17 protein-coding genes are annotated in these 15,905 nt (G+C 70.1%); 7 read left to right on the top strand and 10 right to left on the bottom strand.

Annotation, left to right across the window (positions count from 1 at the left end; genetic code table 11):
* Positions 1-298 precede the first annotated feature (298 nt).
* Positions 299-1,090: an alpha/beta fold hydrolase gene (locus tag FHT26_RS19400; RefSeq protein ID WP_168561762.1), complete on the bottom strand. Its 792-nt coding sequence runs from the start codon at positions 1,088-1,090 to the stop codon at positions 299-301.
* Positions 1,091-1,160: 70 nt separating this feature from the next.
* Positions 1,161-1,415, bottom strand: a complete 255-nt coding sequence (locus FHT26_RS19405; RefSeq protein WP_168561763.1) for a helix-turn-helix transcriptional regulator — start codon at positions 1,413-1,415, stop codon at positions 1,161-1,163.
* A 158-nt stretch (positions 1,416-1,573) separates the two neighbouring features.
* Between FHT26_RS19405 and FHT26_RS19410 the strand changes: the two genes are divergently transcribed.
* From FHT26_RS19410 to FHT26_RS19420, 3 genes are read left to right on the top strand one after another with little or no spacing between them, the layout of a single operon-like run.
* Positions 1,574-1,945 (top strand): DUF3892 domain-containing protein, encoded by a 372-nt coding sequence (locus tag FHT26_RS19410; protein WP_168561764.1) that lies wholly within the window; start codon positions 1,574-1,576, stop codon positions 1,943-1,945.
* A 24-nt stretch (positions 1,946-1,969) separates the two neighbouring features.
* Positions 1,970-2,929 carry a prolyl aminopeptidase gene (gene pip / locus FHT26_RS19415; RefSeq protein WP_168561765.1) on the top strand — a complete coding sequence of 320 codons (960 nt, stop codon included), beginning with the start codon at positions 1,970-1,972 and terminating at the stop codon, positions 2,927-2,929.
* Positions 2,916-3,641, top strand: coding sequence for a class I SAM-dependent methyltransferase (locus FHT26_RS19420; protein WP_168561766.1), 726 nt, complete (start codon positions 2,916-2,918; stop codon positions 3,639-3,641). The genes pip and FHT26_RS19420 overlap by 14 nt, the downstream gene beginning before the upstream one ends.
* Here FHT26_RS19420 and FHT26_RS19425 read toward each other — a convergent pair whose 3' ends face one another.
* From FHT26_RS19425 to FHT26_RS19450, 6 genes are all read right to left on the bottom strand, one after another.
* A complete protein-coding gene (locus FHT26_RS19425) occupies positions 3,642-4,469 on the bottom strand; it encodes a YihY family inner membrane protein (protein ID WP_168561767.1) in 828 nt (275 codons plus the stop codon).
* 108 nt (positions 4,470-4,577) lie between these two features.
* Positions 4,578-6,155, bottom strand: a complete 1,578-nt coding sequence (gene ahpF, locus FHT26_RS19430) for an alkyl hydroperoxide reductase subunit F (protein ID WP_168561768.1) — start codon at positions 6,153-6,155, stop codon at positions 4,578-4,580.
* A gap of 103 nt (positions 6,156-6,258) precedes the next feature.
* Complete coding sequence (gene ahpC / locus FHT26_RS19435; RefSeq protein WP_168561769.1) at positions 6,259-6,822, bottom strand: alkyl hydroperoxide reductase subunit C; 564 nt, start codon at positions 6,820-6,822, stop codon at positions 6,259-6,261.
* Positions 6,823-6,960: 138 nt separating this feature from the next.
* Positions 6,961-8,085: a DNA polymerase III subunit beta gene (dnaN, locus tag FHT26_RS19440; protein ID WP_168561770.1), complete on the bottom strand. Its 1,125-nt coding sequence runs from the start codon at positions 8,083-8,085 to the stop codon at positions 6,961-6,963.
* A gap of 10 nt (positions 8,086-8,095) precedes the next feature.
* Positions 8,096-8,284 (bottom strand): plasmid-related protein, encoded by a 189-nt coding sequence (locus tag FHT26_RS19445; RefSeq protein ID WP_246868008.1) that lies wholly within the window; start codon positions 8,282-8,284, stop codon positions 8,096-8,098.
* A gap of 60 nt (positions 8,285-8,344) precedes the next feature.
* Complete coding sequence (locus tag FHT26_RS19450; protein ID WP_168561771.1) at positions 8,345-9,175, bottom strand: ParB N-terminal domain-containing protein; 831 nt, start codon at positions 9,173-9,175, stop codon at positions 8,345-8,347.
* A gap of 61 nt (positions 9,176-9,236) precedes the next feature.
* Here FHT26_RS19450 and gloA2 point away from each other — a divergent pair, with 61 nt between their 5' ends.
* Positions 9,237-9,626 (top strand): SMU1112c/YaeR family gloxylase I-like metalloprotein, encoded by a 390-nt coding sequence (gloA2, locus tag FHT26_RS19455; protein WP_168561772.1) that lies wholly within the window; start codon positions 9,237-9,239, stop codon positions 9,624-9,626.
* 88 nt (positions 9,627-9,714) lie between these two features.
* Entirely contained in the window at positions 9,715-11,172 is a 1,458-nt protein-coding gene (locus tag FHT26_RS19460) for an oligopeptide:H+ symporter (RefSeq protein ID WP_210427495.1), read from the top strand.
* Here the strand turns inward: FHT26_RS19460 and FHT26_RS19465 are convergent.
* Both FHT26_RS19465 and FHT26_RS19470 read right to left on the bottom strand, forming a co-directional pair.
* Entirely contained in the window at positions 11,166-12,077 is a 912-nt protein-coding gene (locus tag FHT26_RS19465) for an SDR family oxidoreductase (RefSeq protein WP_168561773.1), read from the bottom strand. The two genes, FHT26_RS19460 and FHT26_RS19465, sit on opposite strands and share 7 nt — an antisense overlap.
* A 41-nt stretch (positions 12,078-12,118) precedes the next feature.
* Positions 12,119-12,988 (bottom strand): helix-turn-helix domain-containing protein, encoded by an 870-nt coding sequence (locus FHT26_RS19470; RefSeq protein ID WP_168561774.1) that lies wholly within the window; start codon positions 12,986-12,988, stop codon positions 12,119-12,121.
* Positions 12,989-13,051: 63 nt separating this feature from the next.
* Between FHT26_RS19470 and FHT26_RS19475 the strand changes: the two genes are divergently transcribed.
* On the top strand, positions 13,052-13,582 hold the full coding sequence (locus FHT26_RS19475) for a hypothetical protein (RefSeq protein WP_168561775.1): 531 nt from the start codon (positions 13,052-13,054) through the stop codon (positions 13,580-13,582).
* Between the two features lie 4 nt (positions 13,583-13,586).
* The gene (locus FHT26_RS19480) at positions 13,587-15,905 is read left to right on the top strand and encodes an ATP-dependent DNA helicase (protein ID WP_168561776.1); all 2,319 of its coding nucleotides are present in this window, start codon (positions 13,587-13,589) and stop codon (positions 15,903-15,905) included.

Consider the following 15,905-nt stretch of genomic DNA (forward strand, 5'->3'; position numbering starts at 1 on the left):
CGATTTGACCCGCAACTTGCAGGGTGCGCCCTGACTTCCAGACGACTGCTTTGCGGCAGTCAATCCAGTGCACTGAAGGACTGCAACGGGTCGATTGTGTGAGTTCGCGGACGCGCGGAGCGGACGTTCGGCCGAGCTTGGTCGACGCGGAACGCGAGCTGCTGCTTAGCCGGCTTTGCCGACGACACCTCACATCGTCTGCTTCATCGCAGCGAGCGGACATTCGAAGCTTCCGGCCGACCGGCAGCAACCGCTGCAAAGCGACCCTTCGGCCGGTCTCCTCGCATGCCGTCCGCGGTCAGCCGGTGCCTGTCGCTGACTTCGCCGCCTCAAGAATCAACCCCGCAATCTCCCGCGGATGGCTGATCAGCGACACGTGGCTCGACGCGATCTCGATCGTCTTCGCCTTCATCCGCGCCGCGACGAAGCGCTGCAACTCGGGCGACGTGGTGCGGTCCTGCGTCGACACCGCGTACCAGCTCGGCTTGCTGCGCCACGCGGCCGCCGTGGTGCGTGACGCGAAGAGCGTCTCCGAGATGCGCCCCTGCAGCGCGTACAGCACACGCGCCTTGTCGGCCGGCAAGTCCCCGGCGAAGTCGCGCACGAAGGCCTCTTCGCTCAGCTGCGCAAACCCGCCCGACTTGACGAGCCCGGCGCTGGCCGGCGGTGTCGGGAACCTGGCGGCCAGCGCGCCGTAGTCCTCGCCGGCATCGGGCGCCCGCGCGGCCACGTAGACCAGGCCGGCAACCTTCGGGTCGACGCCGGCCTCGCTGATCACCGTGCCGGCCCACGAATGGCCGACCAGCAGCGTCGGGCCGTCTTGCAGCGCGAGGATGCGCTGAGTCGCCGCGACGTCGTCGGCCAGCGAAGTCAATGGGTTCTGGACCGCGGTGGCGCGCAGCCCGGCGTGCTGCAGCAGCGCGATCACGTCGGACCAGCACGACCCGTCGGCATACGCGCCGTGCACGAGCACGACGTTGCGCACGGCCGGTGCGGCGGCGGGCGCGGTGTCGGCGACGGCAAGGCGGGCGGCGGCAGCAAGGCCGATGGTGGCGGCAACACGGGTGGAGAACTGGCGGCGGGTGAACATGCGGCGTCCCTGGAGTTGAATCCTGGTGCGTCGCAGGCAGGCTTCCGGTTCTTACACCGCTCGCACGCGCTCAGCCTTCGTCGAGGTCGGTGAACTTGTCGGGGTCGACCAGGTCGCGCAGCGGCACGCGCAGAGCGTCGGCGAGGCGGCCCATGTTGTCGATCGACACGTTGGTGGCCCCGCGCTCGAGGCTGCCCACATAAGGCCGACTGACCCCGGCCTCGAGACTCAACGCCTCCTGCGTCGTCTCCCGCAGCCGCCGCGCGCGACGCAGGTTCCGCGCGAACACTTCGCGTGCGGACAACTTGGCGGGCTGTTTTTTCATGCCCGCGAGCATCCGTGTTTGGACAACTTCTCTCCACACTCTATGCACAGTTAAAAGATAAGTTTGATATCCATTGTGAACGTCATCGTTTCTATATGGGTGACGATTCGCAACGAATGGAGATCCTTCCGATACCGAGCGTCGCTCAAGGAGCCGAGATGAGAGTCCTGGAAATCAACTGCATCACCATGTCGACCCCCCCTCCCAGCCACGACCTGATCACCCACATCGGCCACAGCCAGCGGAAATGGCGCTTCGACGTCGCGCAGGCGGTCCGCTGCATCGAGCGGGGCATCGAGCGCTACTACGTGGCCGACGCGTGGGGCCAGCCTTGGCTGTACCTCGACGTCGTTCGCGAGCCCGGTCAGCAGTCCCATCTGCGGGCTCGCACCGCGCGCGGCCTGTGGGTCGACCAGCTGCTGGCCTTGCCGCGCTGCGGGCTCGACTGCGGCGCCCCACCGGGCCGACCTCATCGAGATCAGCAAGCTCACGCGCCGTGCTCCCGCTGTCCCTGTCGCCTCGGCCGTTGACGCTTTTCGCCTACAGTCGGTCGCATGACCCTGCGCACCCACTACCCGCCCATCGAGCCGCTGGAATCGGGCTTCATGCCCGCCGGCAACCTGCACTCGCTCCATTGGGAACGCTGCGGCAATCCCGAGGGGATCCCGGTCATCTTCGTGCACGGCGGTCCCGGTGCCGGCACCTCGCCGAACGACCGGCGCTTCTTCGACCCCGCGCGCTACCACATCGTGCTGCTCGACCAGCGCGGCGCCGGCCAATCCACACCGTCCGGCGAATGCCGCGAGAACACCACGCCGCTGCTGATCGCCGACCTGGAGCGCCTGCGCGAGCGGCTCGGCATCGACCAGTGGCTGGTGTTCGGCGGCTCGTGGGGTTCGACGCTGTCGCTCGCCTACGCGCAAGCCCATCCCGAACGCTGCCTCGGCCTGATCCTGCGCGGCATCTGGCTCGCCAGCACCGAAGAACAGCAGTGGTGGCTGCACGGCATGCGGCAGTTCTTTCCGAAGGAGTGGGAGGCCTTCGCGCATGCCATCCCGCCGGCCGAGCGCGACGACCTGCTGGGCGCCTACCACCGCCGGCTCACCGATGCCGATCCGGTCGTCAGCGCCGCCGCGGCGCGGGCCTGGAGCCACTACGAAGGCGCCTGCCTGCGGCTGATCCCGTTGCCGGTCGAACCGCTGCGGCCCGACGATACGGTCTTCGAACTGAACCTCGCGCGGCTCGAAGCGCACTACTTCGTCAATGGCGCCTTCCTGACGCCGAACCAGCTGATCGCCGGCGTGCCGCGCATCGCGCACCTGCCGTGCACCATCGTGCACGGCCGCTACGACGTGATCTGCCCGGTGCGCTATGCCTTCGCGCTGGCCGATGCGTGGCCGTCGGCGAAACTCGTCGTCGTGCCCGATGCCGGGCATTCGTCGATGGAGCCGGGCATCACGTCGGCGCTGGTCGCCGCGACCGATGCCTTCGCCGACAGCCATGGCCGCCGATGAGCTGATCTGCGGCGACGAAGCCGTGCTGGCCATGCTCGACGGCTGGTTCGCCGGGCGCTCGGACGACTGGTGGGAAGGCTTCTATGCCGACCGCGACAAGCCGGTGCCGTTCTTCGGCGATGCGCCGGACGAATGCCTGGCGCAATGGGTCGACGAGCACGCCGCGGCCAGTGGGCGGGCCCTCGACATCGGCTGCGGCAACGGCCGCAACGCACGCTTTCTTGCCGCGCGAGGCTTCGACGTCGACGGCGTCGACTATGCGCAAGCCGCGATCGACTGGGCCACGCAGCGCGCGGCGGAGCTCGGCGTGGCGGTGCGCTGGCACTGCCGTTCGGTGTTCGACCTCGACCTGCCGGTGGGCGGCTTCGATCTCGCCTACGACTCCGGCTGCTTCCATCACCTGGCTCCGCACCGGCGGCACACGTACGTGAAGCGGGTCCGCGAGGCCCTTCGCCCCGGCGGCTGGTTCGGGCTGGTCTGCTTCCGCCCCGAGGGCGGCAGCGGGCTGACCGACGAGCAGGTCTACGAGCGCCGCTCGGTCGGCGGCGGCCTCGGCTACACCGAGGCGCAGTTGCGCGCGATCTGGTCTACCGGGCTGGAGGTGCACAGCACGCGACGCATGCTGAAGCCGCCGCCGGGCGCCGACGTCTTCGGCGAGGAGTTCCTGTCGGTGTTGTGGGCGCGCAAGCCGGTGGACGCCGCCGGCCGTTGATCAGGCCCGCGCCGGCTTGCCGGCCGCGCGCTGCTTGCGCGCCAGCGCCAGGTTCGACGTGACCAGCGCCGCCGCCAGCGTGACCAGCCACGAGAAGTACACCCACAGCAGGAACACCGGGAACGCCGCGAAGCTGCCGTACACCGTCTTGTAGGTCGGCAACTTCAGCACGTAGGCCGCGAAGCCGCGCTTGCCGAGCTCGAACGCGATGCCGGCGATCAGCCCGCCGATGGCCGCATCGCGCTTGCGCACGCGGGTGTTCGGCATGGTGTGGAAGAGGGCGGCCATCGCGATCGAGCCAATCAGTGCCGGCCCGAGCGTCAGGCCGAACTTGGCCCACGGCGGCAGCGTCTCGATCAGGCCGGCCGACGCGCTCACTGCATACGACGTGGCCCACAGGCTCACGCCGAGCAGCGGCGGGCCGGCCGCGATCACCAACAGGTACAGGCCGACGCGCTTCAGGAACGGGCGGTTCTTCTTGACCTTCCAGATCTGGTTCAGCGCGTTCTCCACCGTCAGCAGCAGCGCGACCGCGGTGACGACGAGGAACAGCGAGCCGACCAGCGTCAGCCCGCCGGCATTGGTCGCGAACTGCGCGAGGTAGCGCAACACAGTGCGCGAGATCTCGTCGGGCAGCAGGCTGCGCAGCAGGTGCTCCTCGATCGCGTCCTCGAGGCGCTTGAACATCGGGAAGCGGGTGAACAGCGCGAAGCACACCGCGAGGAAGGGCACGACCGACAGCACGGTCGTGAAGGTCAGGCTGCCGGCGATCTGCGGGATGCGCTCTGCGCGGGCGCGCTGGATCGTGAGGCGGGTGAGGGTGATCATCGGGCAGGCATTTTGCCTGCAGGACGGCACTCGGCCTCCGTTCGCACCGAGCCTGTCGAAGTGCTGCTCGCAGGCTTCGACAGGCTCAGCCCGAACGGAGCATGGGCGTCAGGCCGCCACCGGCGTGCGGATCAGGTGATCGAACGCCGACAACGCCGCCTTCGCGCCATCGCCCGCGGCGATGATGATCTGCTTGAACGGCACCGTCGTCGCGTCGCCGGCCGCGAACACGCCCGGCTGGTTGGTCGCGCCGCGTGCGTCGACGATGATCTCGCCGTGCTTGCTCAGCTCCAGCGTGCCCCTCAGGAACTCGGTGTTGGGCACCAGGCCGATCTGAACGAACACGCCGGCCAGTTCCACGCGGTGCTCGGTGCCGGTCGCGCGGTCCTTGTAGACGAGGCCGTTCACCTTCTGCCCGTCGCCGGTGATCTCGGTGGTCTGCGCGTTGGTGTGCACCGTCACGTTCGGCAGGCTGTGCAGCTTCTTCACCAGCACCGCATCGGCCTTCAGCGCGTCGGCGAACTCGACCACGGTGACGTGGGCCACCAGGCCGGCCAGGTCGATCGCCGCTTCGACGCCCGAGTTGCCGCCGCCGATCACCGCCACCGGCTTGCCCTTGAACAGCGGGCCGTCGCAGTGCGGGCAGTAGGCCACGCCCTTGTTCTTGTACTCGGCCTCGCCGGGCACGTTGACGTTGCGCCAGCGCGCGCCGGTCGACAGGATCACGCTGCGGCTCTTCAGCGCGGCGCCGTTCTCCAGCGTCACGGTGATCTCGCCGCCCGGTTGCGCGGCCGGCTCCAGCGCCGCGACGCGCTGGCCGTTCATGATGTCGACCTCGTAGACGCGGGCATGCGCTTCCAGAGCGGCCGCGAACTTCGGGCCTTGCGTCTCGAGGATCGACACGTAGTTCTCGATGCCCAGCGTGTCCAGCGTCTGGCCGCCGAAGCGCTCGGCGACGATGCCGGTGCGGATGCCCTTGCGCGCCGCATACACGGCCGCCGCCGCGCCGGCCGGGCCGCCGCCGACGATCAGCACGTCGAACGCATCCTTCTGGCCCAGCTTGGCCGCCACGCGCGCCGACGCGCCGGTGTCGACCTTGGTCAGGATCTCCGAGACCTCCATGCGGCCCGAGCCGAACACCTCGCCGTTCAGGTAGACGGTCGGCACGGCCATGATCTGGCGGCCTTCGACTTCGTCCTGGAACAGGCCACCGTCGATCGCGACGTGCTTGATGCGCGGGTTCAGCACCGCCATCAGGTTCAGCGCCTGCACCACGTCGGGGCAGTTGTGGCAGGTCAGCGACATGTAGGTCTCGAACACGAAATCGCCGCCGTCTTCGCGGGTCAGCGACTTGATCTGCTCGATCACCTCGGCCTCGACCTTCGGCGGATGGCCGCCGGCCTGCAGCAGCGCCAGCACCAGCGAGGTGAACTCGTGGCCCATCGGGATCGCGGCGAAGCGAACGCCCATGCCGGCACCGGCACGGCTGACGTTGAACGACGGACGGCGCGCATCGCTGCCGTCGAAGCGCACGCTGACCAGCTCGCTCAGGCCGGCGATCTCCTGCAGCAGCTCGCGCATCTCGGCCGAGGCCGGGCGGTCATCGAGCGACGCCACCAGTTCGACCGGCTGCGTCAGGCGTTGCAGGTAGCCCTTGAGCTGGGCCTGGAGGGTGGCGTCCAACATGTGATGGTCCTTCGCGTTGTTCGTGTTCGGGAAAAGCTCCGCCCGGGCGGCCCCGCCCGAAGGCGAGGCCGCAGGGCGGCCTGACAGGAGAAAGAGAGAAGTCTTAGATCTTGCCGACGAGGTCGAGCGACGGCGTCAGCGTGGCGGCGCCTTCGTTCCACTTGGCCGGGCAGACCTGGCCGGGGTTCTTCGCGACGTACTGCGCGGCCTTCAGCTTGCGCAGCGTTTCCTTCACGTCACGCGCGATCGCGTTGTCGTGCACTTCGACGGTCTTGATGATGCCATCGGGGTTGATGACGAAGGTGCCGCGCAGTGCCAGGCCTTCTTCCTCGATGTGCACGCCGAACGCGCGCGTCAGCTTGTGCGTCGGGTCGCCGATCAGCGGGAACTTGGCCTTGCCGACGGCCGGCGAGGTTTCGTGCCACACCTTGTGTGCGAAGTGGGTGTCGGTCGTGACGATGTAGACCTCGGTGCCCAGCTTCTGGAATTCGGCGTAGTTGTCGGCCGCGTCCTCGACTTCGGTCGGGCAGTTGAAGGTGAAGGCGGCCGGCATGAAGATCAGCGTCGACCACTTGCCCTTCAGGCTGGCTTCGGTGACCTCGATGAACTTGCCGTTGTGGAAAGCTTCAACCTTGAACGGCTGGACTTGGGTGTTGATCAGCGACATCGTGTGATTTCCTTGTGCTTGGTTGGAAGAAAAACGAACTGGCGAAACGCATTTTGGCCGCAGTGCAGCATTTGTGGGATTAATTGGATAGATCAAGTCGATGGTAAAAAACTATCGATCGACAAGGGTCGTTGAAGCTCAGAGTCGCATCGGGCTGACGACGTACTTGAAGCCGTCGCGCTGCGCAAAGGTGAACAGCACGGCGGACGCGGCGTCCTGCAGCGCGATCGTCACCATCTCGGCGTCGGTCTCGGCCAGCATCTCGGTCAGGTAGGTCACGTTGAAGCCGATCTCGATCGGCGCGCCGGCATAGTCGACGTCGAGGTCTTCGTCGGCTTCCTCGCGCTCGGCATTGGTCGACACGATGCGCATCGCGCCCGGCGCCACGCTGAGGCGGATGCCGCGGAACTTGTCGCTGGTCATCAGCGAGGCGCGCTGCAGGCTGTCGAGCAGCGCCGCGCGGCCGAGCGTGACGGCATGCGGGTTGGCCTTCGGGATCGTGCGCTCGAAGTCGGGGAAGCGGGCCTCGATCAGCTTCGTGACGAAGCGGATGCCGTTCAGGTCGAAGCTCGCCTGCGCCGGTGCGAGGCGGATTCCCACGGTCGATGCCTCATCGCCGTCGGCTTCGCGTTCCCGCAGGTGGCGCTGCAGCTCGTGCACCGCCTTGCGCGGCACGATCGCCTGCTGCGTCGGCAGGTCGGCGTCGACCGAGGCCTCGGCCAGCGCGAGCCGGTTGCCGTCGGTCGCGACGAGCCGGATGCGCCGCCCGTCGGTCGCGAGCAGCATGCCGTTGAAGAAGTAGCGGATGTCGTGCGTGGCCATCGCGAAGGCCACCTGGTCGACCAGCGACTTCAGCACCGCCTGCGGCAGGCGCAGCGTCGCGGTGGTGTGCGTGGCGCGCGCGACCAGCGGGAACTGCTCGGCCGGCAGCGTGTGCAGCATGAAGCGGCTGCGGCCGCCGTGCAGCCGCAGCCGGCCGGGTTCGGCGCTCATCGTGACGACCTGGTCCGCCGGCATCGCCCGCAGGATGTCGACCAGCTTGCGCGCCGACACCGTCGTCGCGAAGTCGCCGGCATCGCCTCCCAGCTCGACCTGGTGGCCGACCTCGATGTCGAGGTCCGACGTGGTGAGCGCGATCGACGTGCCGGTCTTGCGTATCAGCACGTTGGCGAGGATGGGCAGCGTGTGGCGCCGCTCGACGATGCCGCACACGGCCTGCAGCGCGGCCAGCAGCTTCGCCTGGGTGGCCTTCAGCACGATCATCGGCCGCCCCTCACGGCTGCGCCGGCTTGGCTTGGCCGAACAGCTGCGCCTGTTCGGCGGAGTGCTTGGCGGCGAAGCTGCGCATGAAGTCGCGCAGCACTTCCGAGGCGGCCAGCCCCTGCGACTGGCAGGCCTGCACGAAGGCATCGCGCAGCTCGCGCTCGATGCGGATCCGCATCCCGGCGTCTTTGGTGTTCATCGGCATCTCCGGATTTGGATACACATATGTGTATCCATCGTCCGGAAACTATACCGTGGATCAGAACGGCGCGGTTTCGGCCTCGCCCGCGCCGGCCCGCAACTGGGCCTGCAGGTCGGCGACCTGCAGCCGCAAGGCCGCGTTCTCGGCGGTCAGCGCGGCCACGCGCTGGCGCAGTGCATCGGGCGTGTCGTCGTCGCCGGCCGGCGCGGGAAGCGCCGCCGGCTGCGGCGCGGCCGGCGCGTCGTCGGCCGGAGCCCTGCGGCGCGCATCGCGCGCCCGCTTGGCAGCCTGCTTCAGCTCGTCCTTGCCGGCGGCTGCGGCCGCCACCTGCTCTTCGGCCGGAAGGCTGGCCACCGCCGCCGCGGCGTTGATCGAGATCGTGCCGGCCTTGATCGCCTCGACCAGCTCGGGCGCCGCCTGCTTGCGGATCTTCTCGATCAGCACGACCTGGTTGCTGCTGATGCGCGCCGCCTTCGCGAGCGCCTCGCGGGTGTCGAGTGCCGCGGCGTTGCCCGCCGGCGCGGGCGACGCGGTCTCGGCCGGTTCGGCCAGGCGGCGCGCGCGCTGCCCGGCGACGATCTCGCGCTTGCGCAGCGCGAGCACGCCGCGCTGGTAGTCCGACAGGCTGCGCCGGCCGAGGTGCTGGTCGATCATCCACAGGTGCACGTCTTCCAGCGACTGGAAGCGCGTGCTCTGCACCGTCTGGAACGGCAGCCCGTGCTTGCGGCAGATGCCGTAGCGGTTGTGCCCGTCGACCAGCATGTCGCCCCACAGCACCAGCGCATCGCGGCAGCCTTCGGCGAGGATGCTGCGTTCCAGCGCGTCGTGTTCGTCGGGCGTCAACGGGTCGATGTAGGCTTTGAGTTCTTCGTTGACGACGAGGTCCATGGGCGCGGGTTCGATCTGCTGCAAAAGGGGGCGCATTGTAGAGAGCCGCGACAATCGCCCGATGCTGCTCCGCATCCACCACGCCGCCATCATCTGCGCCGACTACCCGGTCTCGAAGCGCTTCTACACCGAGACGCTCGGGCTCGCGGTGATCGCCGAACACTTCCGCGCACAGCGCAACTCGTACAAGCTCGACCTGGCGCTGCCCGACGGCTCGCAGGTCGAGCTGTTCTCGTTCGACGGCGCGCCGCCGCGCCCGTCGTACCCCGAGGCGCGCGGGCTGCGCCACCTGGCGTTCGAGGTCGGCGACGTCGCTCAGTGCAAGGCGGTGCTCGAAGCCAGGGGCGTGGCGGTGGAAGACATCCGCGTCGACGAGTACACCGGCCGGCGCTTCGTGTTCTTCGCCGATCCGGACGGGCTGCCGCTGGAGCTGTACGAAGCCGCCGCCTGAGCTGCCCGCGGGTCGCCGCGAGTTGTGCGGCCCGGCCATTTCAGCGACAGTCCCGGATTACCCCATTTCCTATCGGAAGCCACTACCCGTGTCCACCTCCGCCACCCACGAGCGCGCCGCCAACGACCGCGCCTCACACGACCGCGCCTTCTTCGGCCACCCCGCCGGCCTCGGCTGGCTTGCCTTCTGCGAGCTCTGGGAACGTTTCTCGTACTACGGCATGCAGGCCCTGCTGGTGCTGTACCTCACCAACTACCTGTTCCTGCCGGAGAACATCGGCAACGTGGCCGGCATCGATGCGGTGCGCCACGCCATCGAAGGCGTCACCGGCCCGCGCTCGCCGCAGCAGCTCGCGTCGGCGGTATTCGGGCTCTACGCCGGCTTCGTCTACCTGACACCGCTGTTCGGCGGCCTGCTCGCCGACCGCGTACTCGGCCGCACGAAAACCGTCGTGACCGGCGCGGTGCTGATGGCCACCGGCCACTTCCTGATGGCCTTCGAGGCCAGCTTCTTCATCGCGCTGCTGTGCCTGCTGGTCGGCGTCGGCTGCTTCAAGGGCAACATCGCGGCGCAGGTCGGCGACCTGTACGCACCGGGCGACAAGCGGCGTGCGAGCGCGTTCCAGATCTTCATGCTGGCGGTGCAGATCGCGGTGATCCTCGCGCCGATCGTCTGCGGCACGCTCGGCGAGAAGGTGGCCTGGCACTGGGGCTTCGGCGCCGCCGGCGTCGGCATGGTGATCGGCCTGTTCGTCTACCTGGCGGGACGGCGCTACCTGCCGCCCGAGCCGCTGCGCGAGCGCCGTGCCGACAAGGCGGCTGCCGCGCCGCGCACCCCGATGACCGGTGCCGAGAAGGGGCGCCTCGTGCTGCTGATCGCGCTGATCCCGGTGCTGATGGGCACGGTGGTCGGCAACCAGCAGTACAACAACGCGTTCCCGCTGTGGTCGCAGAAGTACATGGACCTGGTGCTGTTCGGCTGGCAGGTGCCGGTGACCTGGCTGCAGGCGGTCGATGCGATCGCGAGCACCGCGACGATGATCGCGTCGATCGCGTTCTGGCGCTGGTGGGCGACGCGCCGCCGCGAGCCGGACGAGATCACGAAGATGGCTTTCGGCTCGCTGATCGCCGCGGCCGCGCCGGCGCTGCTGGTGATCGCCTCCGGCATCGTCGACCACTCGCACGAGAAGATCGGCTTCGGCTGGGCGATCGGCTACACGCTGCTGAACGACATCGGCTTCGCCAACGTGATGCCGGTCGGCCTGGCGCTGTACTCGCGCACGGCCCCGCACAAGTTCGAGGGGCTGATGATGGGCACCTACTACCTGCACCTGTTCCTCGCGAACATCTTCGTCGGCTGGCTGGCGGGCTTCCTCGAGACGATGCCGGGCCAGCAGTTCTGGGGCCTGCATGCGGCGCTCGTCGGCGGCGCCGGCGCGCTGCTGCTGGTCGTGAAGCTGGTGTTCGGCAAGCTGCTGGCGCCGACGGCCGCCGACAACGGGCAGGGCGCGTCGCCGGCCTCGAGCGGCGCGGTGCCGGCTCACTGAGCCGGCGGTTCCATCTCGAAGGCCGGCACCTGCCGGCCATCGATGTCGGTGAAGCCGTACTCCTGCGCCAGGTCGCCGACCCGCAGCACCTGGCCGCTGCGCCGCATCACCTGCGGGTCGCCTGCCAGCGCCGCGATCGCGCGGCCCAGGTAGCGCGGCGATTCGGTGCGCGCGAGGGCCGGCCGCTCGTGCCAGTGCGCCTCGTCGGTGTGGTGGCCGGCCAGCACGAACTCGGTGCGCATCCAGCCGGGCGACACCGCGACCGAGGCGACGCCATGCGGCCTCAGCTCCTCGGCGATGCCGAAGGCCAGCCGCGTCATGCCGGCCTTCGCGAGGTCGTAGAACAGGTTGCCGCGCAGGTAGCGGCCGCGGTCCCAGTAGGTGGTCGTGACGATCAGGCCGCGGCCTTGCCGCACCATCAGCGGCGCGGCATGCCGGCTCGACAGCAGGTGGTTGCGCACGCCGCGGTCGATCATCGAATCCCAGTGCGCGAGCGGGTGCGCCCAGAACGGCGCGTCGAACACGCCGTCGAAGCTCTCGTGGCCGCCCCAGGCGTTGTTGACCAGCAGGTCGATGCGGCCCTGCTCCTGCTGCACGCGGGCGAACAGCGCGGCCACCTCGCCGTCCTGCGTGTGGTCGCAGCGCATGGCAATGCCATGGCCGCCGAGCCGCGTCACCTCGTCGGCGGTGTCGTCGATGGAGCCGGGCAGCGCGCCCAGGTCCGACAGCCCGAGCAGCTGGCCGTAGGACTGCGCGGGTTGCGCGCGCGTGCTGCGCCCGGTCACGTAGACGGTGGCACCGGCGGCGCCCAGCTCGACCGCGCAGCCGCGCCCCGCACCGCGGCTCGCGCCGGTCACCACCGCCACGCGACCCTGCAGCGGGCGCGGGTTGCTGTCGTTCGTCATCGGGGTCTCCTGGTTGCGATGGCGCCGATCTTCGGCGGCGATCACGCGGCGGTCTTGGAAGATTCCGAAACGGCAAGCCGTCGGTACTCGGCCGGCGTGCAGCCGCACAGCGCACGGAACTCGTTGGCCAGGTGCGACTGGTCGAAGAAGCCGCCGTCGAGCGCCACCTCGGCCCAGCTGCGCTGCGGCTGCGCACGCAGCTCGCGCAGGCAGCGGTGCAGGCGCGCGAGCCGGCTCCAGCGGCGCGGCGAGAGCCCGAACTGCGCGTCGAAGAGCTGCTGCAGCCGGCGCTCGCCGAGCCCCACCCCGGCGGCGAGCGCCGGCACCGGCAGCCGCCCGCCGGCCTGCATCAACCGCTGCAGCGCGTGCACCGCCTGGCGCGGTGCGGCGGCGCCGGCCTCGCGCAGCCGCTGCAGCAGCGCCTGCTGCACGAGGCGCACGCGGCTCGCGTCGTCTTCCAGGTCGGCGAGGGCGGCCAAGGCCTCGCCACCGGCGCGCGGCCACAGCGCTTGAAGCGGCAGCGCCAGCCCGGCGATCTCGCCGACCGGCAGCCCGAGCAGCGCGGCCGCCGCCCCGTGGCGCAGCGTGACCGCGAGCCCGGCCATGCGGCCCGACAGGCGCAGCACCGCCGGCGCCGTCGACGGGCCGATCGCGAGCAGCGTCCGGCGCGCATCGGGGCCGGCCGCCGGTGCATCGCCCCACTGCACGACGAGGCGCACCGCACCGTCGGGAATCACGCGTTCGACGACCTCGGTGCCCGGCGCGAAGTGCTCGCGGTACAGCAGCATCTGGGCGACGAAGGGCCGCAGCGCGGGGGGCAGCGGCAGCGTGCGCAGGCTGGCCGCGGGCGTGCCGGATTCCGGGCCCTGGACGGGGTCTTCGTCGAGTCGAAGGAACAGGCGCTGGGCCAACGGTCGCCTCCATCACGGTGCGCAGCGTGCAGCATAGGGGCAACAGGGCCTACGATTCGCCGCATGGACCGCATCCCCCCGTCCCACCTGCAGGCACTCGCCGCCGCGCTGCTGCTCGCGCTCGGCAGCCCGGCGCGGTCGGCCGACGCGCTGCAGAACTGGTTCGACGACCCGTTCTTCCAGGTCAGCGCCGCGCTGCCCGACTGCCCGTTGCCGGCCGGCCCGTTCACCGACGAGGCCGACCGCCGGGTGCAGGCGCACCGCCGGCTCGAGAAGGGCACGACCTGCTGGCTCGCGAAGGAATGCGACCGGCCGAACGCCTACGCATACGACGCCGACATCGCCGCGGCGATCCGCGCGGCGTTCCAGCCGCCGGCCGGCGAACGCCCGCCGTTCCCCGACACGACGCTGTGGGTCACCGTGCAGGGGCGCGTCGTCTACCTCGAAGGCTGCGCGCGCGACGACGCCGACGCCGTCCGCCTCGAGACCTTCGTGCGCGCGCTGCCGCACGTGCAGCAGGCGACCGCGATCCTGCGCACCGATCCGGCGGCCCGCCCGCCGTACAAGACCCGGCCTGCGACACTCCCGCGTTGACACCATGAGCGCCGACGCCCCCACCTACACCATCGCCGTGCGCGAGCTGTGCGAGTTCACCGCCAAGCAGGGCGACCTCGACCTGCGCTTCACGCCCGGCCCGTCGGCGCAGGAGGGCATCGCCGGGCATGCGATGGTGGCGTCGCGCCGCGGCGGGCGCTACCAGTCAGAGGTCAGCCTGAGCGGCACGCACGGTGCGCTGCGGGTGCGCGGCCGTGCCGACGGCTACGACCCCGACAAAGGCCTGGTCGAAGAGATCAAGACGCACCGCGGCGACCTGGCGCGTCAACCGGCCAACCACCGCCACCTGCACTGGGCGCAGGCGAAGATCTACGGTGCCTTGCTGTGCCAGCGCTTCGAGCTGCAGAAGCTGCGCGTCGCGCTCGTCTATTACGACGTCGCCACGCAGCAGGAAACGGTGTTCAGCGAAGCCTGCAGCGCGGCCGAGCTGCAGCAGTTCTTCGAGCAGCAGTGCGAGCGCTTCCTGGCCTGGGCCGCGCAGCAGCTGGCGCACCGCGGCGCGCGCGATGCGGCGCTGCAGACCCTGCGCTTCCCGCATGCCGATTTCCGCCTCGGCCAGCGCCCGCTGGCCGAGGCGGTGTACCGCGCGGCCAGCAGCGGCCGCTGCCTGCTCGCGCAGGCGCCGACCGGCATCGGCAAGACCATCGGCACGGTGTTCCCGCTGCTGAAGGCCAGCCCGGCGCAGCGGCTGGACAAGCTGTTCTTCCTCGCTGCCAAGACGCCCGGCCGCGGCCTGGCGCTGGAGGCGCTGCGGCGCCTCACCGGCGCCGCCGACGCACCGCCGCTGCGGGTGGTGGAACTGGTCGCACGCGACAAGGCCTGCGAGCACCCCGACAAGGCCTGCCACGGCGATTCGTGCCCGCTGGCGCGCGGTTTCTACGACCGGCTGCCGGCGGCGCGCAGCGCGGCGCTCGACACGACAGGCCTGCTCGACCAATCCCGCGTGCGCGAGGTCGCACTGGCCCACCAGGTCTGCCCCTACTACCTGAGCCAGGAGCTGGTGCGCTGGGCCGACGTGGTGGTCGGCGACTACAACTACTGGTTCGACCTCGGCGCGATGCTGCACGGCCTGACGCTCGCGAACGAATGGCGGGTCGGCGTGCTGGTCGACGAGGCGCACAACCTGCTGGAGCGCGGCCGCAAGATGTATTCGGCCGAGCTGCAGCAGGCCGACGTGGCCGCGCTGCGCAGCAAGGCGCCGCCCGCGGTGAAGCCGGCGCTCGATCGCCTGTACCGCGCATGGAGCGCGCTCAACAAGGCGCAGGAGGCCGATTTCGCGGTGCACGAGAAACCGCCCGCGGCCTGGCGCGACGCGCTGCAGAACGCGATCGCGGCGCTGGGCGAGCACTTCGCCGACGGCCAGTCGCCGAACGACACGCCGCTGCTGCGCTTCTACTTCGACGCGCTGCACGTGATGCGCGTGCTGGAGCTGCTGGACGACCACTCGCAAGTCGACCTGGCGATCACCGAACGCCGCGCCACCCGCACCCGCTCGACGCTGTGCGTGCGCAACCTGATCCCGGCGCCGCACTTGCGCGGGCGCTTCGCGGCGGCGCACACCACGACGCTGTTCTCGGCCACGCTGACGCCGCCCGGTTTCCATGAAGACACGCTGGGGCTGCCGGAGCGCACCGCGTGGATCGATGTCGAATCGCCATTCGAGGCGCGGCAGTTGTCGGTGCGCATCGCGCGCCACATCTCGACGCGCTGGCAGCAGCGGGCGCAGTCGCTCGCGCCCATCGTCGCGCTGATCGCGCGGCAGTACGCGCAGGCGCCGGGCAACTACATGGCGTTCTTCAGCAGCTTCGACTACCTGCAGCAGGTGGCCGAGCTGCTGCACGCGACGCACCCCGGCGTGCCGCAGTGGTCGCAGTCGCGCGCGATGGACGAGGCGTCGCGCCAACAGTTCCTCGCGCGCTTCACCGAGCACGGGCAGGGCATCGGCTTCGCGGTGCTGGGCGGTGCGTTCGCCGAAGGCATCGACCTGCCGGGGCGCCGCCTGATCGGCGCCTTCGTCGCGACGCTCGGGCTGCCGCAGGTGAACCCGGTGAACGAATGCCTGCGAGAGCGGATGGAGCAGCGCTTCGGGGCCGGCTACGACTACGCGTACCTGTACCCGGGGCTGCAGAAGGTCGTGCAGGCGGCCGGGCGGGTGATCCGGACCACCAGCGACGAAGGCGTGGTGATCCTGATCGACGACCGTTTCGCCAGGCCGCAGGTGCGCGGCCTGCTGCCGGCGTGGTGGCACGTCGGCGTCGATGCGGCTGCCCCGCCGCAGCGCGACGAGGCCGAGGTCTGCTGA

Origin of the sequence: Rhizobacter sp. SG703 (genome assembly GCF_012275445.1) — a bacterium.
Taxonomy (GTDB): domain Bacteria; phylum Pseudomonadota; class Gammaproteobacteria; order Burkholderiales; family Burkholderiaceae_C; genus Rhizobacter.